Here is a 20,205-nt window from a genome sequence, read left to right on the forward strand (position 1 = left end):
GCCCGCGGGCCCCCGCCTGGCCGTGCCCCCGGGCCCCCGCCCCGCCGCCGGGGGCGCGCAGGCCCGCCCCGCCACCGGTCGGCCGGCGCCCCGGTGCGCCGGCGCACGACCTGAAGGCGGGCACCCCCGACCTCGCCGCCTTCCCGCGCGCCGAATGGCTCAAGGCGTACCGGCGGGCGCTCACCGCCGCGCCCAACGAGGCCTTCGGCTACGGCGATCCGCGCGGCCGGATCGAACTCCGCACCGCGCTGGCCGAGTACCTCTCCCGTGCGCGGGGCGTCCACGCCCGCCCCGAACGGATCGTGGTCTGCTCGGGGTTCGTGCACGGTCTGATGCTGATGAGCGAGGTGCTGCGGGCGCGCGGGGTGCGGGAGGTCGCGGTCGAGTCGTACGGACTGGACATCCACGCGGACCTCCTGGACCGCGCCGGGCTCGGGATTCCGCCGCTGCCGTACGACGAACGGGGCACCCGGGTCGAGGAGTTGACGGAGGACGGGTTCGGCGCCGCCGGAGCCGTCCTCATGACGGCCGCCCACCAGTTCCCGCTCGGCGGCGCCCTGCCGCCGGACCGGCGCGCCGCCGTCGTCGACTGGGCGCGCGCCTCGGGCGGCTTCGTCCTGGAGGACGACTACGACGGGGAGTTCCGCTACGACCGGCAGCCGGTGGGCGCGCTCCAGGGCCTCGATCCCGAGCGGGTCGTGTACCTGGGCACCGCGAGCAAGTCCCTCGCGCCCGGTCTGCGCCTCGCCTGGATGGTGGTGCCTGAGGAGCTGACGGGCGAGGTGGCGGCCGCGAAGGGGGCCGTGGACTGGGTGTCGAGCGCGCCGGACCAGCTGGCGTTCGCGGAGTTCCTCGGGTCGGGAGCGTACGACCGGCACGTGCGGGCGAGCCGGCTGCGCTACCGGCGCCGCCGCGACCAGCTGGTGGCGGCCGTGGCCGCGCACTCGCCCGAGACCCGGGTCAGCGGCATCGCGGCCGGGCTGCACGCGGTGCTGGCGCTCCCGCCGGGCACCGAGCAGGAGGTCCTGCGCGCCGCAGCCTGGCACGGCCTGGCCGTCCAGGGCGTGAACCAGTTCCGCCGGCCCACCGTGGCCCCCACCCTCGACGGCCTCGTCGTCGGCTACGCCACACCTCCGGACAGCGGCTGGCAGGGCGCCCTGCGCGCCCTGTGCCGGGTCCTGCCCTGACCCGCCCGCGACCCCCGGGGTCAGGGCGTGCCCGGGTTCCGCTCCGGAGCCGGCTCCACGCCCCGCTCCTGCCCCGGGGCCGGTTCCGCCGCGGGCGGCTCGCCGAAGCGCGCCAGGGTGAGGGACCCGGCGACGGCGATGGCGAAGCCGGTGACGGCGAGCCAGCCGAGGCCTTCGCGGGTGCGGTCGCCGAGCCAGACGACGCCGACGATCGCGGGGCCGATGGTCTCGCCGAGCACGGCGCCGGCCGTCGCCGTGGTGACGGAGCCGCGCTGGAGAGCGGAGGTGAGCAGGAGGAACGCGGCGCCGCCGCCGACGAGGAGCGCGTACCAGACGGGGTCGGTGAGGTCGATGCCGTCGATGAGCCGGACCGCCACCTCGACCACCCCGAAGCCGAAGCCGGCGCCCAGGCCGAGGACGAGCGCGCGGGACCGCTGGGGCAGCCGGCCCGCCACCACGCCGAGCAGCAGCACCCCGAACGCGACCACGAGCAGCGCCCAGCGCAGTGCCTCCGAGCCGTCCCCGTGGCCCTCCCTGCCGGACGCGAGGGCCAGCATCGTGAGTCCCACGCAGACCACGGCCACCGCCGCCCACTCCACCCGCTTGAGCCGCACCCGCAGCACCCGCGAGGCGATCACCGCCGTCACCGCCAGGCTCGCGGCGAGGGCCGCGCCCACCACGTAGATGGGAAGCGTCCGCAGCGCCACGATCTGCAGGACGAACCCCAGGCCGTCCATGCCGAGACCGGCGAGATATCGCCACTGCCGCAGGGCCCGCCACATCAGCGCGACGTCGACCCCGCTGCCCGTCCCCGGCTCCGCGGCACGCGCCGCCATCGCCTGGAACACCGAGGCCGCGCCGAAGCAGACGGACGAGGCCAGCGCACAAATCATCCCGAGAAGCACGAAACGACTCTAGGGGTTGAGGCCGGAAACCACCGGCCTACACTGTGCGGTCGCGACGGACGCGACCGCGACGGACGCGACCGCGAAGGGGAGGGCGACGGACATGCGCAGGCTCAGGTCGAGCACGGTGGTGCTCGGTGGGATGGGTGTGCTCGCGGCGACGATCACCGCGTGCGGCTCGGATCCGGACAGGCGGTGTGTGGACCCGCTGACCCGCGAGGAGCTGCCCAGCTACCAGTGCCAGAGCGGCGGCGGCGGTGACGACGACAGCAACGGCGGCACCCACCGCGGCTCGTACTACTACGGGGGCTCCGTCAGCGACAGGAAGGTGAGCGGCGGCAGCTTCGACAAGACCGCCGTCGACACCGGCGGCTTCGGCTGCTCCGGCACCGGCGGCGGCTGAGGCGGACGCGACACCATGGAACGGCACACCATCGAGCCCCGCCCCGACTGGCAGCGGACGGTCGAGGAGCAGGGACTCGTCTACCCCCTGACCCGCTACCCGGACGGTTCGCTGCGCCCGTACTGGGACGAGAGCGCGTACTACTCCTTCACCCTGCCCGAGGTCGAGGCCCTGGAGGAGGTCGTCGAGGAGCTGCACGCGATGTGCCTCGCGGCGGCCGCGCACATCGTCGAGCGGGACCGGTTCGCCGAGCTCGGCATCACCGATCCGAAGCTGGCGGGCCTGGTCGCCGAGTCGTGGCGTCGGCGCGCCGAACTTCCCTCCCTCTACGGCCGGTTCGACCTGCGCTACGACGGCACGGGCCCGGCGAAGATGCTGGAGTACAACGCCGACACTCCCACCTCGCTCGTGGAGGCCGCCAGCCCGCAGTGGTTCTGGATGGAGGAACGGTTCCCCGGCGCCGACCAGTGGAACTCCCTCCACGAACGGCTCGTCGACGCCTGGAAGCGGCAGGCCCACCTGCTGCCGCCCGGCCCCCTCCACTTCGCGCACTCGGACGGCGACGAGCTCGGCGAGGACCTGATGACGGTCGCGTACCTGCGCGAGACCGCCCAGCAGGCCGGGCTCGCCACCGAGGCGCTCTCCGTCGAGCGGATCGGCTGGGACCGGCTCGCGCGCCGCTTCGTGGACGACCGGCTCCGCTTCATCCGCAGCTGCTTCAAGCTCTACCCGTGGGAGTGGCTGACCACCGACCGCTTCGGCCGGCACGTCCTCGACACCCTCGACAACGGCGGCGGCACCGGCACCACCTGCTGGATCGAACCCGCCTGGAAGATGCTGCTCTCCAACAAGGCGCTGCTCGCGATCCTGTGGGAGCTGTACCCCGGCCACCCCAACCTGCTCCCCGCCTACCTCGACGGCCCGCGCGAACTCGCCACCACCACCGGCTGGGTCGCGAAGCCGCTGCTGGGCCGGGAAGGGGCGGGCGTCACCCTGCACGAGGCCGGCACCGAGCCGTTCGTACGGGACGGGGAGGCCTGCTGCTACCAGGGACTGGCCCCGCTGCCCGACTTCGACGGCAACCGGGTGGTGCTCGGCGCGTGGGTCGTCGAGGACGAGGCGGCGGGGCTCGGGATACGGGAGTCGGCGGGGCCCGTCACCGACGAGTACGCCCGCTTCCTCCCGCACGTGATCCTCTGAGGCGCACGCCCGCACATGATCCTCTGAGGCGCACACCCGCGCACCCGCCCGCACGCCCGCACGTGCTCCCCGGGGCCTACTCGGGGACGTACTCCCTGAGCGGCGCGGGCGTCAGGCCGGCCGCCTCGGCCAGGCCGAGGGCCCGCTCCAGGTCCTGCGTCACCGTCTCGTTGAAGTGCAGCAGGATGATGTCGCCCGCCTTGAGCCGCGGGGCCGGCGGGGTCCACGGGCCCCAGGTCGTGAGGTCGTACGTCCAGGTCACCAGCGCCTTCGCGCCGCACGCGCGGGCCGTCGTCCGGGTCGTCCCGTCGTACGCGCCGTACGGCGGGCGCAGCAGGCGCGGCCCGTCGCCGAACTGGGCCAGGTGCCGGTCGCGGGCCCCGCAGACCTCCGCCCGCTGGCCGGCGGCGTCGAGGGTGGTCAGGTCCGGGTGGCCGACGCTGTGGTTCTCGACCCGGGAGCGGCCCTGGTCGAGCAGGGTGTGGAAGTAGCCGGAGTCGTACGCGTAGGCGCCGGGGAGCAGGAAGAGCGAGGCGGGCACCCGGCGGTCGAGCAGCAGCCGCGCCGCCGCCGGGTCGTGGTTCCAGCCGTCGTCGATGGTGATGAAGACGACCGGGTCGGTGGTCTCGACGTGGGAGACCACCGGGACGGGCTCGGGCCAGGCCGCCTCCGGGGCGGCGTGCGCGGGTCCCGTGACCGCGCCGAGGAGCGCGAGGGGGACGAGGGCGGCGAGCGCGGCACGCACGGCGTGACGCAGACGGAGTCTCGGCATGGCCGCATCATTGGCCTAGACCAACTCCCGTGTCAATGGTCCGAGTTGCCCCGTCCGCGCCCCGCGCGCACGCGCCGCCCACCGCCCTCGACCGGACGCCGTCACTCCGAGAGGACGGCCCTCAACTGCTCCAGACCCCAGTCCAGATCCTCCTTCGAGATCACCAGCGGTGGCGCGATCCGGATCGTCGAACCGTGCGTGTCCTTCACCAGCACCCCGCGCTCCATCAGCCGCTCCGAGATCTCCCGGCCCGTGCCCCGCGACGGCACGATGTCCACCCCGGCCCACAGGCCCCGCCCGCGCACCGCCTCCACCGCGCCACCGCCCACGAGCAGCCCCAGCTCGGCGTGGAGGTGCTCGCCCAGCTCCGCCGCCCGCTCCTGGTACTCGCCCGTCCGCAGCATCGCGATCACCTCCAGGGCCACCGCGCACGCCAGCGGGTTCCCGCCGAACGTCGAGCCGTGCTCACCCGGCCGGAACACCCCGAGGACGTCACGGTCGGCGACCACCGCCGACACCGGCACCACCCCGCCGCCCAGCGCCTTCCCCAGGACGTACACGTCGGGGACCACGCCCTCGTGCTCGCACGCGAACGTCCGCCCCGTCCGGCCCAGGCCCGACTGGATCTCGTCCGCCATGAACAGCACGTTCCGCCGGCGCGTCAGCTCCCGCACCCCCGCCAGATAGCCGGCCGGCGGGACGAGCACCCCCGCCTCGCCCTGGATCGGTTCCAGCAGCACCGCCACCGTGTTCTCCGTGACGGCCGCCTCCAGGGCCGTCAGGTCCCCGTACGGCACGATCTCGAACCCCGGCGTGTACGGGCCGAAGTGGTCCCGTGCCTCGTGGTCCGTGGAGAAGCTGACGATCGTCGTCGTCCGGCCGTGGAAGTTGTTCCCGGCGACCACGATCTTCGCGTGCCCGTCCGGCACGCCCTTCACCTCGTAGCCCCACTTCCGGGCGGTCTTCACGGCCGTCTCGACCGCCTCCGCCCCCGTGTTCATCGGCAGCACGGCCTCCTTCCCGCACAGCTCCGCGAGCTGCGCGCAGAACTCGGCGAAGCGGTCGTGGTGGAACGCCCGGGACGTCAGCGTCACCCGCTCCAGCTGCGCCTTCGCGGCGTCGATCAGACGCCGGTTGCCGTGCCCGAAGTTGAGCGCCGAGTACCCGGCGAGCATGTCGAGATAGCGGCGGCCCTCGACATCGGTCATCCAGGCGCCGTCCGCCGAGGCGACGACGACCGGAAGGGGGTGGTAGTTGTGCGCGCTGTGCGCGTCCGCGGAAGCGATCGCGTCTTCTGTCCTCGACACGGGATCTCCGTTCGTCCTGCGGCTCGGGGGGTACGTGTGGCCCCTTTCTTATCGTCGCTCGGATGCCGGACGGGGAAACCTCGACGACGGCGCGCCCGCTACTGTGGAAACACGCACGGCGACTGGCGTACGGGGAAGCGACCCCGGGGGAGCCGCGCGCGCTCCACCACACGAGGTGCCGCTCGCCTGGGCATCACGGGCCCCAGGTCCCGTGCGCACCTCAGCCCCGGGACCGTTCCGCCGAACGCCCGGAGGACATCACCATGACCACCCCGCAGCAGCACCCCGCCCTCGCCGCGGCCGACCCCGAACTCGCCGCCCTCGTCGGCGCCGAGGAACAGCTCCAGGGCGAGACCCTGCGCCTCATCCCCAGCGAGAACTACGTCTCCGCCGCCGTGCTCGAAGCCTCCGGCACCGTCCTCCAGAACAAGTACAGCGAGGGCTACCCCGGGCGCCGCTACTACGAGGGCCAGCAGAACATCGACCAGGTCGAGACCCTCGCCGTCGAGCGCGCCAAGGCCCTCTTCGGCGTCGACCACGCCAACGTCCAGCCCTACTCCGGCTCCCCGGCCAACCTCGCCGTCTACCTCGCCTTCGCCCAGCCCGGCGACACCGTCATGGGCATGGCCCTGCCGATGGGCGGCCACCTCACCCACGGCTGGGGCGTCTCCGCCACCGGCAGCTGGTTCCGCGGCGTCCAGTACGGCGTACGCCACGACACCGGCCTCGTCGACTTCGACGAGGTCCGCGAACTGGCCCTCAAGGAGCGTCCGAAGGTCATCTTCTGCGGCGGCACCGCGCTGCCCCGCACCATCGACTTCGCCGCCTTCGGCGAGATCGCCCGCGAAGCCGGCGCCGTGCTCGTCGCCGACGTCGCCCACATCGCCGGCCTCATCGCCGGCGGCGCCCACCCGTCCCCGGTCGGGCACGTGGACGTCATCTCCACGACCACCCACAAGACCCTCCGCGGCCCGCGCGGCGCCATGCTCATGTCCCGCGAGGAGTACGCCAAGGCGCTCGACAAGGCCGTCTTCCCCGGCCTCCAGGGCGGCCCCCACAACCAGACCACCGCGGCCATCGCCGTCGCCCTGCGCGAGGCGTCCCAGCCCTCCTTCCGCGACTACGCCCACGCCGTCGTCGCCAACGCCAGGGCCCTCGCCGAGGCGCTCCTCGCGCGCGGCTTCGACCTGGTCTCCGGCGGCACCGACAACCACCTGATCCTGATGGACCTGACCCCCAAGCAGGTCCCCGGCAAGATCGCCGCGAAGGCCCTCGACCGGGCGGGCATCGTCGTCAACTACAACACCGTCCCCTACGACACCCGGAAGCCCTTCGACCCGTCCGGCATCCGCATCGGCACCCCCTCCCTCACCTCCCGCGGCCTCCGCACGGAGCACATGGCCCAGGTCGCCGAGTGGATCGACCGCGGTGTCACCGCCGCCGGCACCGGCGACGAGGACGCCCTCCTCGCCCTCCGCGCCGAGGTCTCCGACCTCATGACCGCCTACCCGGCCCCCGGCCTCCCGACCTGACCACCCCACGCCCCGGACCGCCCCCCACGGCCCGGCGCCCTGACTCACGGCCCGGAGCGCCTGACCCCCGGCCCGGCGCCCTGACCCGCGGCCCGGCGCCCTGACCCGCGGCGCCCGGAGCCTGACCCCCGCCCCGGCGCCCTGACTCACGGCCCGGCGCCTGACCCCCGGCCCGTCCGCCCGTCAGCCCGTCGACTCGGCGGTGCGGCGGGCCCGTTCCAGGTCCGGTATGCCTTCCAGGCGGAAGGTGAGGGCGCCCCCGTTCCTCGTCCAGAGGAGCGTGGGGCCCGCCGTGCGGACCTCATGGGTCCAGGCCGCGCCGGCGCCGTCCGTCATCGGGAAGGTGAGCAGGTGGGGGGCGGCGAACCAGTAGCCCTGCCCGCCGTCCGGGAGGTCCACCCACTGGGGCGGCGTCCGCACCTGCTTGGCGAAGCCGATGTCCAGGCGGGCCGGGAACTCGTCGAGCCGGACGGTCCGCTCCCCGTCACGCCAGCACAGGCCGATCACCGCCCGGCCCCGCGCGGCCGAGCCCGTCACCACGACCGCGTCCGGCGCGCCCAGCGCCTCCGGTATCAGCGGCTCGAAGCCCGCGAGCCGCCCGGCGTCCGCCAGGGGCACCGGCCGGGGGCAGCCGGGCACCGCGCCGCCGGCCGGCACGTGCGCGTCCGGGTCGTACCGCACGGCGACCCCGCCGAAGCCGAACCAGTCCGCGACTGTCGCGCGCACCGGCGGGGTGAGCGCCAGCACGATCAGCACCCCGGTGAACCCCGCCACCAGCGCGCGCCACCGCTCGCGCGCCCGTCCGCGCACCGATGCCCACCACCGCGACCGGACCGGCGAAGGCTCCGGCACCGGCGTCGGCACGTGCTCGGCGAGGAGCTGCGCGAGCACCCGCTCGGCCATCGACTCGCCGTCCACGTCCGGCACCCGCAGCCGCCGCCCCAGCTCCCTCAGCTCGTCCGGCAGACCCTCGTCAGCCACGCCCCCCACCTCCCTCCGTGCCTTGGTCCAGCACGCGTCCCAGCTTCTTCAGCGCCCGGCTCAGCCGGGACTTCACCGTCCCCCTCGGCCAGCCGAGGGCCACGGCCGTCTCCGTCTCGTCGAGTTCCAGGAGATAGCGGTGGATCACCACCTGCCGGTGGTCCTCGGCGAGACCGTCCAGGGCCTCCCACAGCCGCCGGCTCCGCTCCCGCTCCTCGGCCGCGACCGCGGGGTCCGCCGACTCCGGTATCAGCGGCTCGGCGCCGAGCAGATCCGCCTCCCGGTCGTGGACGGCACGCTGCCGACCCGCCGAGCGCACTGTGTTCCTGGTCTCATTGGCGACGATCCGCAGCAGCCACGGCCGGAACGCCGAACCCTCCCGGAAACGCCCCAGCGACCGGTACGCCTTGAAGAACGCCTGCTGCACCACGTCCTCGGCCTCAGGACCTGCGCCGCACGCCACCGCCGCCCTCAGCGCCACCGGCGTGTGCGCGCGGACCAGCTCCGCGTACGCCTCCGGCTCCCCGGCGCGCACCCGTGCGATCACCACGGCCTCGTCGTCGACCAGGCCCCCCTCCCGCGTCCTCACACTCTTGATACACCGGTCGACGGGGATCGGTTCCCACACCTGAGAGAATGATGTGCATGGCCTCTGACAGTCCCCGCGTGCTCTCCGGAATCCAGCCCACCGCAGGCTCGTTCCACCTCGGCAACTACCTCGGCGCCGTCCGCCAGTGGGTCGCCCTCCAGGAGACCCACGACGCCTTCTACATGGTCGTCGACCTGCACGCCATCACGGTCCCGCAGGACCCCGCGGCGCTGCGTGCGAACACCCGGCTCGCCGCCGCCCAGCTGCTCGCGGCCGGCCTCGACCCCGAGCGCTGCACCCTCTTCGTCCAGAGCCACGTCCCCGAGCACGCGCAGCTCGGCTGGGTCATGAACTGCCTCACCGGCTTCGGCGAGGCCTCCCGCATGACCCAGTTCAAGGACAAGTCCGCCAAGCAGGGCGCCGACCGCGCCACGGTGGGCCTGTTCACGTACCCGATCCTCCAGGTCGCCGACATCCTGCTCTACCAGGCCCACGAGGTCCCGGTCGGCGAGGACCAGCGCCAGCACATCGAGCTGACCCGCGACCTCGCGGAGCGCTTCAACAGCCGCTTCGGCGAGACGTTCACGATCCCCAAGCCGTACATCCTCAAGGAGACGGCGAAGATCTACGACCTCCAGGACCCGACGATCAAGATGAGCAAGTCGGCCTCCACGCCGAAGGGCCTCATCAACCTCCTGGACGACCCGAAGGTCACCGCGAAGAAGGTCAAGAGCGCAGTCACCGACACCGACACGGTGATCCGCTTCGACCCGGAGAACAAGGCCGGCGTCTCCAACCTGCTCACGATCATGTCCACGCTCACGTCCACCTCCGTCGCGGATCTGGAGAAGAGCTACGAGGGCAAGATGTACGGCGCGCTGAAGACGGATCTGGCCGAGGTCATGGTGGACTTCGTCACGCCCTTCCGGGCCCGCACCCAGGAATACCTGGACGACCCGGAGACGCTGGACTCGGTCCTGGCCAAGGGAGCGGAGAAGGCACGGGCCGTCGCGGCCGAGACGCTGGCCCGGACGTACGACCGGATGGGCTTCCTGCCCGCCAAGCACTGAGTCCAAGGACCCTGGCCACGAGGGTGGTGCAGGCCGCACACTGGCGGCTGCACCACCACCGCACACAAGTCGACCGACGACGGAGGAGAACGACGTGGGGACCGTAACGCTCGGCGTTTCGATCGCGGTCCCGGAGCCCTACGGCAGCCTGCTCCAGGAGCGGCGCGCCGGCTTCGGGGACCCTGCCGCGTACGGCATTCCCACGCACGTCACGCTCGTCCCGCCGACCGAGGTCGCCGAGGAGCGGCTGCCGGCGATCGAGGCGCACCTGGCCGGTGTCGCCGCCGAGCACCAGCCGTTCCCGGTGCGCCTGAAGGGCACCGGGACGTTCCGCCCGCTGTCGCCGGTCGTCTACGTGAAGCTGAAGGAGGGCGTCGCCTCCTGCAACCGGCTCCAGCACCGGATCCGGGACGAGGCCGGGCCGCTCGTGCGCGACCTCCAGTTCCCGTACCACCCGCACGTCACCGTGGCGCACGGCATCTCCGAGGAGGGGATGGACCGGGCGTTCGAGGAGCTCGCGGGCTACGAGGCGGCCTGGACCTGCCGCTCCTTCGCCCTGTACGAGCAGGGCCCGGACGGCGTGTGGCGGAAGCTGTACGACTACCAGTTCGGCAGCGGCCGCCCGATTCCCGCCGTCCCCAGCCAGGGCGGCAGCCCGGTCGACGCCCCGGCGGCCACCCCCGCGGGCTGACCACCCCCGCCGACCGTCACACCGGCAGCCGCCCGTCACACCGGCAGGCTGCCGCCACCCTGCCCCCGCCCGTCACCCCGCCCCCGCCCGTCACACCGGCAGGCGCCGGAAGAGCGGCCTCGGCAGGTGTCGTACGGCCGCCGTCACCATCCGCAGCGCCCCCGGCGCCCAGACCGTCTCCGAGCGGCGCCGCAGCCCCAGCTCGATGGCGCTCGCGACGGCCTCCGGGGTCGTGGCGAGGGGCGCGGCCGGGAGCCCGGCGGTCATCTTCGAGCGCACGAACCCGGGGCGTACGACCATGACGCGCGCGCCGGTGCCGTGCAGCGCGTCCCCGAGGCCCTGGGCGAACGCGTCGAGCCCCGCCTTCGACGAGCCGTAGATGAAGTCGGCGCGGCGGGCCCGCTCGCCCGCCACCGAGGAGAGCACGACGAGCGAGCCGTGCCCCTGCGCCTGGAGCGCACCGGCGCACACCAGGCCCGCCGAGACGGCGCCCGTGAAGTTGGTCTGGACGACCCGGGCGGCGGCGACCGGGTCGGACTCGTCGCGCGCCTGGTCGCCGAGGACCCCGAAGGCGAGCAGCACCATGTCGATGGGGCCCTCGGTGAAGACCTTCCCGAGCCGCTCCTCGTGCGACTCGGTGTCGAGCGCGTCGAACGGCACGATGCGGACGTCGGCCCCGAGCCGGCGCAGCGAGTCCGCGGCGGCCGCCAGGGCGGGGGAGGGGCGGCCGGCCAGCCAGACCGTCCGGGTGCGCCGGGCGATCAGCCGGCGGGCGGTCGCGAGCCCGATCTCGGAGGTGCCGCCGAGGACGAGCAGGGACTGCGGGAGGCCGGATGCGTCCTTCATGGTGGGTGCTCCTCAGGGGGCGGGACGGCGGGACAGGTCCGGGCCGAGGGGCGAACGGGAGCCGTTCGCGACAGCCATGGGGGTGACCGTATAGCCGCCTCTGTCGCATATGGCGGCATTGCTCCGGGATGTCGGTCGTGGTTCTGCGCGCCGCGGCGGGGGATTCTCGTATTCAGGTCATCTCTCGGATCAAGGGGCATGCGTACGACATGGACTGGCTGACCAAGCTCCCCGTCATCGGCCCCGCGGCCACCCGACTGATGCGGACCCACGCGTGGCGCTCGTACGAGACGCTCGCCGAGGCCCACTGGAGCCGGCTCGCCGCAGCGATCACCTTCCTCTCCTTCCTCGCGCTCTTCCCGCTGATCACCGTCGCCGCAGCGATCGGTGCCGCGCTCCTCTCCGAAGACCAGCTCGACCGGATCGAGGAGAAGGTCTCGGACCAGGTGCCCGGCATCTCGGACCAGCTCGACATCGGGGGCCTCGTCGCCAACGCGGGCACCATCGGACTCGTCGCCGGCGCCATCCTGCTCGTCACCGGCGTCAGCTGGATCGGCTCGATGCGGGAGTGCCTGCGCGCGGTGTGGGGGCTCGACGACATCGAGGGCAACCCGGTCCTGCTCAAGGGCAAGGACGCGCTCATCCTCGTCGGACTCGGCGGTGTCGCCCTGGCCTCGCTCGCCGCGTCCTGGCTCGGCTCCACCGCGGTCGGCTGGAGCGCCGACCGGATCGGCATCTCCGGCGACGGGGCGGGCGGCTTCCTCCTCCAGGCCGCCGCCGTCCTCGTCGGCGTCGTCGCCGACTTCCTGATCCTGCTGTACGTGCTGACGCTGCTGCCCGGGGTCCAACCGCCCCGGCGCCGGCTCGTGGTGGCGGCGCTCATGGGCGCGGTCGGTTTCGAGCTGCTCAAGCTGCTGCTCGGCGGCTACATGAAGGGGGTCGCGGCGAAGTCGATGTACGGCGCGTTCGGCGTCCCGGTCGCCCTGCTGCTGTGGATCAACTTCACCGCGAAACTGCTGCTGTACTGCGCGGCTTGGACGGCTACGGGTTCGTCTTCGCGGACGTCGGAGGCTTCCCCGACGTCCGAGTCCCCTGAGCCGTCCCGGACTCCAGGGGCTTCCCCGACCCCGGAGCCTCCTGAGCCGTCGCCGACCCCTGAGCCGTCGCAGACTCCTGAGCCGTCGCAGACTCCTGAGCCGTCGCAGACTCCTGAGCCTCCCCGGTCTCCTGAGCCTCCCCGGTCTCCTCGGTCGTAGCGGTCGCCTGGGCCTCCTCGCTCTCCGTGGCCTTCCGGTCGTCCGGGGAGCGGCGGCGGAGTGCCCCCGACGCGGCCAGCGGCCAGCGGCGGTTGACGAGGAAGACCGCGGCGGCGAGGAGCACCAGGACGCCGCCCGCCACGCCGAGCGCGATGCCGACACCGCCGGACTTGCCCGCGGCGGCGGTCTCGGCCGGGGCGTTCTTGCCGGGGGCCGGGGCCGGCGCCGTGCCGTCGTCGGGGGCGGCCGACTCCGTACGGGCCGACCGCGGCGGCACGAGCTCGCCCACCGGTGTCACCTTCCCGGACGCGGCGAAGCCCCAGTCGAGCAGCCGGGCGGTCTCCCGGTAGACCGCGTGCTGCTCCTTCGAGGACGGGTTCATGACGGTGACGAGCAGTACCTTGCCGTTCCGCTCGGCCACGCCCGTGAAGGTGGCACCCGCGTGCGTGGTGTTGCCGTTCTTGACCCCGGCGATGCCCTGGTACGGGGCGACGCCGAGGTCGCCGGTGAGGAGCCGGTTGGTGTTCTGGATCTCGAAGGTCTCGCGCTTCTTGCCCGGCTTGGCCTCGCCGGGGAAGGCGGCGCGCGGCGTGGCGGCGTACTCGCGGAAGTCCGGCTTCTGCATGCCGCTGCGGGCGATCAGTGTCAGGTCGTACGCGGAGGACACCTGGCCCGGGGCGTCGTAGCCGTCCGGGGTGACGACGTACGTGTCGAGCGCCTGGAGCTCGGCCGCGCGGTCGTTCATGTCGGCCACGGTCTGCTTCAGGCCGTTGTTCATGCTGGTCAGGACGTGGACAGCGTCGTTGCCGGAGCGGAGGAAGACGCCGAGCCACAGGTCGTGGACGCTGTAGGTCTGCTTCTCCTTGATGCCGACCAGGCTGGAACCCTCTCCTATCCCGGCCATGTCCGCACTGGTGACCAGGTGGTTCTGCGTCCGGGGGAACTTCGGCAGCAGGGTGTCCGCGAAGAGCATCTTGAGGGTGGAGGCCGGGGCGAGCGGCCAGTGCGCGTTGTGCGAGGCGAGGACGGCGCCGGTCTCGGCGTCCGCGACGATCCAGGAGCGCCCGGACAGCTCCTTCGGCAGCACGGGGGCGCCGGGGCCCAGCTTCACCTGCGTGCCCGGCTGCCCGAGCAGCGGGCCGCCGAGCCCGGACATCGCGGCGGGGGGCTTGGGCTGCTTGTCCTTGTCGTCCGCCCAGGCGGGAGGTGCGCCGGTGACGAGGGGCAGGAGCACGGCAGCGGCGACCGCGCACGCGGTCTTCTTCGAAGCAGACACGGTCGAGAACGTACAGGTACGGAACAGGTATCCGAACCCCACCGGGCGGTTCGTCCGGGCTCGTCCACCCGGACGCGGGGCCGGAGAGGCGGACGGTGATACTGGGGCCATGAAGCTCAGCCGCCGCGTCTCCTGGTTCCTGCTCGCCTTCGGGGTGTGGAGCTGGTTCATCTGGATCACCTTCGTCAAGAACCTCTGGAAGGACGGGAGCGGCCTCGCGTTCGACGACGCGGGCGACCCGACGGCCTACTTCTGGGTTCATCTGCTGCTCGCCGTCACGTCCTTTGTCCTGGGGACGGTGATCGGGGTGATCGGGTTGCGCGGAGTGCGCGCCGGGCGCCGCGACGACGGTCACACCGTCTGACCGTCCGCACGGCGCTCGAAGAAGGGGGTTCGGGGCGTGGTCGCCTTCCTGCTGGTCCTGGTCGTGGTCCTCGCGCTGCTGGGCACGGTCCACTGGTACGTGTGGCGTCGCCTCGTGCGGGACGTGACCGCGCCCGGGAGCGTGCCGCGCCGCCTGGGCACGGCCGTCCTGGTGGCGCTGCCGCTGCTCTCGCTCGCCGCGCTGGTCTCCGCCCGCGCGGGCGCCCCCTTCGTCCTCCAGCAGGCCGTCGCCTGGCCGGGGTTCCTGTGGCTGGCCGTGCTCCTCTACGTGACCCTGGCGCTGGCCGTGGGCGAGGCCGTCCGCCCCGCCCTGCGCGCCTGGCTCACCCGCCGCGCGGCGACCGCGGCCCCGGCGGAGCCCGTACCGGCATCGGCCGCCGACCCGGCGGAGCCTGTACCGGCATCGGCCGCCGACCCGGCGGAGCCCGTACCACCGGCGGCCGGCAACCCGGCGGAGCCCGTACCGGCGTCGGCCGGCGACCCGGCGGAGCCCGTATCCGCGCCGGTGACGGTGACGGTGCCGGTGGAGGGGCCCGGCCCCGCCGAGGTCTCGCGGCGCCTGTTCGTCTCGCGGGTGGTCGCCGGGTCGGCGGCCGCCGTGGCGATCGGGACCGTGGGGTACGGCACGTACGGCGTCCTGCGCGGCCCGCGGCTCAAGCGGGTGACCGTCCCGCTGGCCAAGGTGCCGCGGGCGGCGCACGGGTACCGGATCGCGGTCGTCTCGGACATCCACCTGGGGCCGATCCTGGGCCGCGCGCACACCCAGCGGATCGTGGACACGATCAACTCGGCCCAGCCCGACCTGATCGCGGTCGTCGGCGACCTCGTCGACGGCACCGTCGAGAACCTCGGCCCGGCCGCGGAGCCGCTCGCCCGGCTCCGGGCCCGTCACGGCTCGTTCTTCGTGACCGGCAACCACGAGTACTTCTCGGGTGCCGACGCCTGGGTCGACCACGTCCGCGAACTCGGCCTGCGCCCGCTGCGCAACGAGCGGGTGGAGATCGCGGCGGGCTTCGACCTGGCGGGCGTCGACGACGTGGCCGGGGAACGCGAGGGCCAGGGCCCCGACTTCGTTCGGGCCCTCGGCGACCGCGACCGGGCCCGTGCCGCGGTCCTGCTGGCGCACCAGCCGGTCGTCGTCCACGACGCGGTGCGCCACGGCGTGGACCTCCAGCTCTCCGGGCACACGCACGGCGGCCAGCTCTGGCCGGGCGAGTACCTCGCGGAACTGGCCAACCCGACCGTCGCGGGGCTCGAACGCTACGGCGACACGCAGCTGTACGTCTCGCGGGGCGCGGGCGCGTGGGGGCCGCCGGTCCGGGTCGGGGCGCCGTCCGACATCACGATCGTCGAACTCGCCTCGAAACAGGCCTAACCGGTACCGGTCACTCCCTGCTGCGAGACCGATACGTGCTGCTCATCGACTTAAATTCTCATATCCCGGACATATACCTGTCGTGTGAAAGTTTTCTCTTCCACTTGTGAAACCGGTGTGATGGGATGACGCCATCGCGGCGTGATCGGGGGTTCGTCGCTTCTGGGGTGGCACCAAATGAAGGAAGCACGGCAATGCGGTCGACGGTCCGTCTGCGGATCCTCATCACTTGTGGAGTACTGGTGGCCGCCGGAGTGGGGGGCTGGCAACTACTGCCCTCCGACGACGGCCGGACCGATCCGATCACTGTCGGCACGACCGACGAGGTCACTTCACTGGACCCGGCCGGCGCCTACGACGCCGGTTCATGGGCCATGTACAGCAACGTCTTCCAGTCGCTGCTGACGTTCAAGCCGGGCTTCAGTGCCCCGGTCCCCGACGCCGCCGAGAGCTGCAAGTTCGTGGGCACCAGGCTCACGACGTACCAGTGCACGCTCCGCGACGACCTGTCGTTCTCCAACGGGCGGAAGGTGACCGCCGAGGACGTCAAGTACTCCTTCGAGCGCATGCTGCGGATCAAGACGGACGTCGGCCCTCAGCCGCTGTTCCCGACGCTCAAGAGCGTCACGGCCGACGGGCGCAACGTCACGTTCAACCTGAGCGGCCGTGACGCCACGTTCCCGCTGAAGCTGGCCACGGGCGCCGGGTCGATCGTCGACAGCAGCCAGTACCCGGCGAAGGCCCTGCGCGCCGGCAACGCGGTGGACGGCTCGGGTCCGTACGTCCTGAAGGAGTACAAGGAGGGCGAGTCCGCCCGCCTCGAACCCAACCCGAACTACAAGGGCGCCGTCACCAAGACCGGCCGCCCGATCGTCGTGAAGTACTTCGGCCAGTCCACCGACCTCGCCGCCGCGTGGAAGGCGAAGGAGGTCCAGGTGACGCACCGGCAGCTCCCGCCGGACTACCTGTCGACCCTGGAGACCGGGGACGGGACCCGCGTCACCGAGGCGGAGAGCGCCGAGATCCGCAACATCAACTTCAACGTGCGGCCCGGCTCGCCGATGGCGAACAAGGCCGTCCGGCAGGCGGTCGCCGCCGTCATCGACCGCCCGGCGATCACCACGAGCGCCTACAAGGGCACGGTCGAGCCGCTGTACTCCCTCATCCCCCAGGGGTTCGTGGGCCACAGCACCGCGTTCTACGACGTCGACCCGGCGCCGGACGCCAAGAAGGCGAAGCGGATCCTGCGGGAGGCCGGCATCACCAAGCCGGTGAAGTTCACCTTCGGCTTCCGCAAGGACGCCACCTACGCGGCCGAGACCGCCGAGATCAAGAAGCAGCTGGAAGAGACCGGCCTGTTCAAGGTCGAGGTCATCGAGGCGACCTGGCAGAACTTCCAGAAGGGGTACGCGCGCGGCGCCTACGACGCCTACACCGTCGGCTGGCTCCCCGACTTCCCCGACTCCGACAGCTTCACCGCGCCGCTCGTCGGCACGCAGAACACGCTGCACAACGGCTTCTCCAGCAAGCACATCGACTCGCTGATCTCCTCGACGCAGCAGTACAGCGACCGGTCCCGCGCCACCGCCGACTTCCGGGAGATCCAGGACGTCGTCGCCACCGACGTCCCCCTCCTCCCGCTGTGGCAGAAGAAGGACTACGTCCTCTCCACGGAGTCCGTCGCCGGCTCCCAGTACCTCACGGACGGCACCGGCATCTGGCGCCTGTGGGAACTGATCTGGATCTAGTCCCCACCAGGCCTAGGACCCGCCCTCCGGACGGGTCCTAGGCCTTCGGCGACTTCGCGGCGGCCCGCTTGGGCATGCCGGAGGCCGCCATTCCGGCTGCCGTCGGCATGAAGTCGGAGAGCAGCTCGTGCGTCTCCTTGACCAGCGGGCGCAGGATGCGGAAGCGGGAGAGGGAGATCGCGCGGGCGGTGACCGGCGCGAGGCGCTCCACCAGGCGGCGGCTGTTGGCCGCGCCCTCGGAGCGGTCGTACACCCAGAACAGCACGAGGCCCATCTGCTGGAGCCACAGCAACTGCGGGAGGGCCTCCCTCAGTTCCGGGTCGACCTTCACCGAGGCTCCGGAGATGACCCGGCGGTGCACCTCGATCGCGGCCTCGCGCGGGCCCTCCGACTCGGGCGAGAACGGGCTGAGCGGGCTGTCCGGGTCGGCGGCGTTCTTGAAGAACTGGGCCGCGAACTCGTGGTACGGCTCCGCGATGTCCAGCCAGCCGAGGTAGACCCCGCGGATCCGTGCCGTGAGGTCCTTCTCGCCGCCCTCCAGGATGGGCTCGACGGCGGCCTGGTGCTCCTCGGCGATCCGGTCGTAGAAGCCCTGGACGAGGTGCTCCTTGGACGAGAAGTAGTAGTACGCGTTGCCGACGGAGACCCCGGCCTCCTGCGCGATGGCCCGCATCGTCGTCTTGTCGTAACCGCGCTCCTTGAACAGCCGGAGCGCGGTCTCGAGGATGAGCGTGCGGGTCTGCTCGCTCTTGGGGGCCTTCTTGTCGTCGGCCTTCTTCTCTTCGTTCACGTCCTTCACGGGGCCGAGCCTATCCGGGCGTACCGGGCACTTCGCAGGGCCCGTCCCCGCAGGACGGGCCCTTCAGGGCCGCGCGCCACTTCGCCGCCGCCAGGACCGTCGCCCGGGCGAAGGGCCACCCGGCGGGGGTGGCCAGCCAGTGGGCCGTCGGCCGGTGGTCGGCGAGCGCCCAGAGGCAGACGATCCAGGCGGCGGTCTCCCGGTAGACCTGGCCCCGGTCCCCGACCACGGTGATCTCCCGCAGGGTGGCGGCGTGGTCGAGGTCGGGGAAGCGGCGCATCGCCTCCTGCGACCCGGCGGGGACGAGGTCGAGCGGGACGAGCCGCCGCTGGCGCAGCAGCCAGTGCCTGAGGTGCACGCAGAGCGGGCACTCGGCGTCGTACAGCACGGTCAGGTGACCCACGGGGGTCCTCGGCGCGGTCGGGGCCGGCACGGTGTCTCCCGCCGCTCAGCGCTGGGGTGCCGGCGGGGCCCAGGGGCCGCCCCGGGGGGTCGCGGTCCAGCCCTGCGGGCCGACCGGCGGCACCTGCTCGCGCTCCATGACCCCGCGCCGGCGGATCTTGTTGAGCACGTACACGTTCCCGAGGTGCATGACGCCGAGGACCAGCAGGACGACGCCGAGCTTGACGGACAGGGCCTCGAAGAGCGAGCGGGCGTCGAGGACGGCGTCGTCCTGGCTCAGATAGAGCGCGACGAAGCCGAAGTTGACGAGGTAGAAGCCGACCACCAGGAGGTGGTTGACCGCTTCCGCGAGCTTCTCGTTCCCGTGCAGGACGTCCGCGAGGAAGATCTTCCCGTTGCGGCTGAGCGTCCGTGCGACCCAGATGGTGAGGGCCACGCTGATCAGCAGGTAGGCGATGTACGCGACGACAGTGAGGTCCATGCCCCACCTCCCTTGAACACGTTCAAAAGCTGACGGGTATGACTGTAGACCCATCTTTGAACGTGTTCAAGCGGCCGGGGTAATAGCGATGGCCAAAGGTTTGTCCGGCACGTAGGGTCGGTCGAATGACGCTCTCTCATGACCTGGCCGGACACGGCCCTTCGACCGTCGTCCTGCTGCACTCCGGGGTCTGCGACCGCCGGATGTGGGACGGACAGTTCACCGCACTCGCCGAGGCCGGACACCGGGTCGTCCGCTGCGACCTCCGCGGCTTCGGCGACAGCCCGATGGACGCCGCGCACACCCACGCCGACGACGTACGGGACCTCCTCGACCACCTCGGAGCCGACCGCGCCGCCGTCGTCGGCTCCTCCTTCGGCGGCCGCGTCGCCCTGGAGTTCGCCGCCCGTCACCCCGACCGGGTCACCGCCCTCGCACTGCTCGGCTCCGGCATCCCCGGCATGGAACCCAGCGCCGAACTGCGCGCCTGGGGCGCCCGCGAGGACGCCATGATCGAGGCCGGCGACATCGACGCCGCCGTCGAGCTCAACGTCGACACCTGGGTCGGCCCCGAGGCCGGACCGGCCGACCGCGCCCTCGTCCGGGAGGCGCAGCGGCACATCTTCGACGTCCAGCTCGCCGCCCCCGAGGCGCACCACCCCGTCAACCCCGGGGTCACCAAGGACGAGCTCGCCCGCATCCAGGTGCCGGCCCTCGTGGCCGTCGGCGCCCACGACCTGCCCGACTTCCGGGCCGTCGCCGCCGAACTCGCCGGCCTCCTCCCCGCCGCCCGCTCCCTCGAACTCGACTGGGCCGGCCACCTTCCCGCCCTGGAGCGCCCGGAGGAGACCGCCCGCCTGCTCATCGCCTTCCTCGCGGAGACGGCGGGGACGACAGGGACGACGGAACCGACGGAAGCGACGGACACGGGAGACGTGACCGGCGCGACCGACCCGGCCGACGCGGTGGGCGCCGAGGCCGCGGCCCGCTGACCCGCCGCG

20 protein-coding genes, 1 pseudogene and 1 riboswitch are annotated in these 20,205 nt (G+C 72.7%); of the genes and pseudogenes, 11 read left to right on the forward strand and 10 right to left on the reverse strand.

The annotated features are described in order from the left end of the window. Positions 1-1,187: PLP-dependent aminotransferase family protein (locus tag MRBLMG1_RS30255; RefSeq protein ID WP_367827345.1), on the forward strand; the 1,187-nt coding region annotated here is incomplete at its 5' end. Between the two features lie 20 nt (positions 1,188-1,207). Here MRBLMG1_RS30255 and MRBLMG1_RS30260 read toward each other — a convergent pair. Beyond that, positions 1,208-2,080, reverse strand: a complete 873-nt coding sequence (locus MRBLMG1_RS30260; protein WP_367827374.1) for a hypothetical protein — start codon at positions 2,078-2,080, stop codon at positions 1,208-1,210. A 115-nt stretch (positions 2,081-2,195) separates the two neighbouring features. On the opposite strand from MRBLMG1_RS30260, the gene MRBLMG1_RS30265 reads away from it, so the two are divergent. Both MRBLMG1_RS30265 and MRBLMG1_RS30270 read left to right on the forward strand, forming a co-directional pair. Continuing rightward, a complete protein-coding gene (locus tag MRBLMG1_RS30265) occupies positions 2,196-2,495 on the forward strand; it encodes a hypothetical protein (RefSeq protein ID WP_367827346.1) in 300 nt (99 codons plus the stop codon). Positions 2,496-2,510: 15 nt separating this feature from the next. Further along, positions 2,511-3,695, forward strand: coding sequence for a glutathionylspermidine synthase family protein (locus MRBLMG1_RS30270; protein WP_367827347.1), 1,185 nt, complete (start codon positions 2,511-2,513; stop codon positions 3,693-3,695). Between the two features lie 76 nt (positions 3,696-3,771). Here the strand turns inward: MRBLMG1_RS30270 and MRBLMG1_RS30275 are convergent, their stop codons facing one another. Together MRBLMG1_RS30275 and rocD are read right to left on the reverse strand one after the other, a co-directional pair. Beyond that, a complete protein-coding gene (locus MRBLMG1_RS30275; protein ID WP_367827348.1) occupies positions 3,772-4,467 on the reverse strand; it encodes a polysaccharide deacetylase family protein in 696 nt (231 codons plus the stop codon). A 101-nt stretch (positions 4,468-4,568) separates the two neighbouring features. Continuing rightward, the gene (rocD, locus tag MRBLMG1_RS30280) at positions 4,569-5,774 is read right to left on the reverse strand and encodes an ornithine--oxo-acid transaminase (RefSeq protein ID WP_367827349.1); all 1,206 of its coding nucleotides are present in this window, start codon (positions 5,772-5,774) and stop codon (positions 4,569-4,571) included. Between the two features lie 108 nt (positions 5,775-5,882). Further along, a riboswitch (ZMP/ZTP riboswitch) is annotated at positions 5,883-5,973 on the forward strand. A 64-nt stretch (positions 5,974-6,037) separates the two neighbouring features. On the opposite strand from rocD, the gene glyA reads away from it, so the two are divergent. Next, positions 6,038-7,306 (forward strand): serine hydroxymethyltransferase, encoded by a 1,269-nt coding sequence (gene glyA / locus MRBLMG1_RS30285; protein ID WP_367827350.1) that lies wholly within the window; start codon positions 6,038-6,040, stop codon positions 7,304-7,306. Between the two features lie 183 nt (positions 7,307-7,489). On the opposite strand, the gene MRBLMG1_RS30290 is transcribed toward glyA, so the two are convergent. After that, positions 7,490-8,287 carry a hypothetical protein gene (locus tag MRBLMG1_RS30290; protein WP_367827351.1) on the reverse strand — a complete coding sequence of 266 codons (798 nt, stop codon included), beginning with the start codon at positions 8,285-8,287 and terminating at the stop codon, positions 7,490-7,492. Continuing rightward, positions 8,280-8,876, reverse strand: a complete 597-nt coding sequence (locus MRBLMG1_RS30295; RefSeq protein WP_367827352.1) for an RNA polymerase sigma factor — start codon at positions 8,874-8,876, stop codon at positions 8,280-8,282. Before MRBLMG1_RS30295 ends, MRBLMG1_RS30290 begins: the two co-directional genes overlap by 8 nt. Before the next feature lie 56 nt (positions 8,877-8,932). Between MRBLMG1_RS30295 and trpS the strand changes: the two genes are divergently transcribed. After that, entirely contained in the window at positions 8,933-9,946 is a 1,014-nt protein-coding gene (trpS, locus tag MRBLMG1_RS30300; RefSeq protein WP_367827353.1) for a tryptophan--tRNA ligase, read from the forward strand. A gap of 94 nt (positions 9,947-10,040) precedes the next feature. Beyond that, entirely contained in the window at positions 10,041-10,637 is a 597-nt protein-coding gene (locus MRBLMG1_RS30305) for a 2'-5' RNA ligase family protein (protein WP_367827354.1), read from the forward strand. Between the two features lie 90 nt (positions 10,638-10,727). Here the strand turns inward: MRBLMG1_RS30305 and MRBLMG1_RS30310 are convergent, their stop codons facing one another. Beyond that, positions 10,728-11,483 carry a decaprenylphospho-beta-D-erythro-pentofuranosid-2-ulose 2-reductase gene (locus MRBLMG1_RS30310; RefSeq protein ID WP_367827355.1) on the reverse strand — a complete coding sequence of 252 codons (756 nt, stop codon included), beginning with the start codon at positions 11,481-11,483 and terminating at the stop codon, positions 10,728-10,730. A gap of 209 nt (positions 11,484-11,692) precedes the next feature. Here MRBLMG1_RS30310 and MRBLMG1_RS30315 point away from each other — a divergent pair, with 209 nt between their 5' ends. Continuing rightward, on the forward strand, positions 11,693-12,739 hold the full coding sequence (locus MRBLMG1_RS30315) for a YihY/virulence factor BrkB family protein (RefSeq protein ID WP_367827356.1): 1,047 nt from the start codon (positions 11,693-11,695) through the stop codon (positions 12,737-12,739). On the opposite strand, the pseudogene MRBLMG1_RS37415 reads toward MRBLMG1_RS30315, so the two are convergent. Next, positions 12,627-14,015 (reverse strand): annotated as a pseudogene (locus MRBLMG1_RS37415) (D-alanyl-D-alanine carboxypeptidase); the annotation flags it as partial. The gene MRBLMG1_RS30315 and the pseudogene MRBLMG1_RS37415 sit on opposite strands and share 113 nt — an antisense overlap. A gap of 109 nt (positions 14,016-14,124) precedes the next feature. Between MRBLMG1_RS37415 and MRBLMG1_RS30325 the strand changes: the two are divergent. The 3 genes from MRBLMG1_RS30325 to MRBLMG1_RS30335 all read left to right on the forward strand — a co-directional run bounded on the left by MRBLMG1_RS30325 (position 14,125) and on the right by MRBLMG1_RS30335 (position 17,522). Beyond that, positions 14,125-14,379: an SCO4848 family membrane protein gene (locus MRBLMG1_RS30325; protein WP_367827357.1), complete on the forward strand. Its 255-nt coding sequence runs from the start codon at positions 14,125-14,127 to the stop codon at positions 14,377-14,379. 36 nt (positions 14,380-14,415) lie between these two features. Continuing rightward, positions 14,416-15,774, forward strand: coding sequence for a metallophosphoesterase (locus MRBLMG1_RS30330; RefSeq protein ID WP_367827358.1), 1,359 nt, complete (start codon positions 14,416-14,418; stop codon positions 15,772-15,774). A gap of 194 nt (positions 15,775-15,968) precedes the next feature. Continuing rightward, positions 15,969-17,522, forward strand: a complete 1,554-nt coding sequence (locus tag MRBLMG1_RS30335) for an ABC transporter substrate-binding protein (protein ID WP_367827359.1) — start codon at positions 15,969-15,971, stop codon at positions 17,520-17,522. Positions 17,523-17,559: 37 nt separating this feature from the next. On the opposite strand, the gene MRBLMG1_RS30340 is transcribed toward MRBLMG1_RS30335, so the two are convergent. From MRBLMG1_RS30340 to MRBLMG1_RS30350, 3 genes are read right to left on the reverse strand one after another with little or no spacing between them, the layout of a single operon-like run. Next, positions 17,560-18,321: a TetR/AcrR family transcriptional regulator gene (locus MRBLMG1_RS30340; RefSeq protein ID WP_367827360.1), complete on the reverse strand. Its 762-nt coding sequence runs from the start codon at positions 18,319-18,321 to the stop codon at positions 17,560-17,562. A gap of 10 nt (positions 18,322-18,331) precedes the next feature. Further along, positions 18,332-18,724, reverse strand: coding sequence for a thiol-disulfide oxidoreductase DCC family protein (locus MRBLMG1_RS30345; RefSeq protein WP_367827361.1), 393 nt, complete (start codon positions 18,722-18,724; stop codon positions 18,332-18,334). A 45-nt stretch (positions 18,725-18,769) separates the two neighbouring features. Then, positions 18,770-19,204 carry a hypothetical protein gene (locus tag MRBLMG1_RS30350; protein WP_367827362.1) on the reverse strand — a complete coding sequence of 145 codons (435 nt, stop codon included), beginning with the start codon at positions 19,202-19,204 and terminating at the stop codon, positions 18,770-18,772. A gap of 125 nt (positions 19,205-19,329) precedes the next feature. On the opposite strand from MRBLMG1_RS30350, the gene MRBLMG1_RS30355 reads away from it, so the two are divergent. Continuing rightward, positions 19,330-20,196: an alpha/beta fold hydrolase gene (locus tag MRBLMG1_RS30355; RefSeq protein WP_367827363.1), complete on the forward strand. Its 867-nt coding sequence runs from the start codon at positions 19,330-19,332 to the stop codon at positions 20,194-20,196. The last annotated feature ends 9 nt before the right edge of the window (positions 20,197-20,205 follow it).

This window comes from Streptomyces sp. LMG1-1-1.1, assembly GCF_040815545.1.
In the GTDB taxonomy this organism is placed as follows: domain Bacteria; phylum Actinomycetota; class Actinomycetes; order Streptomycetales; family Streptomycetaceae; genus Streptomyces.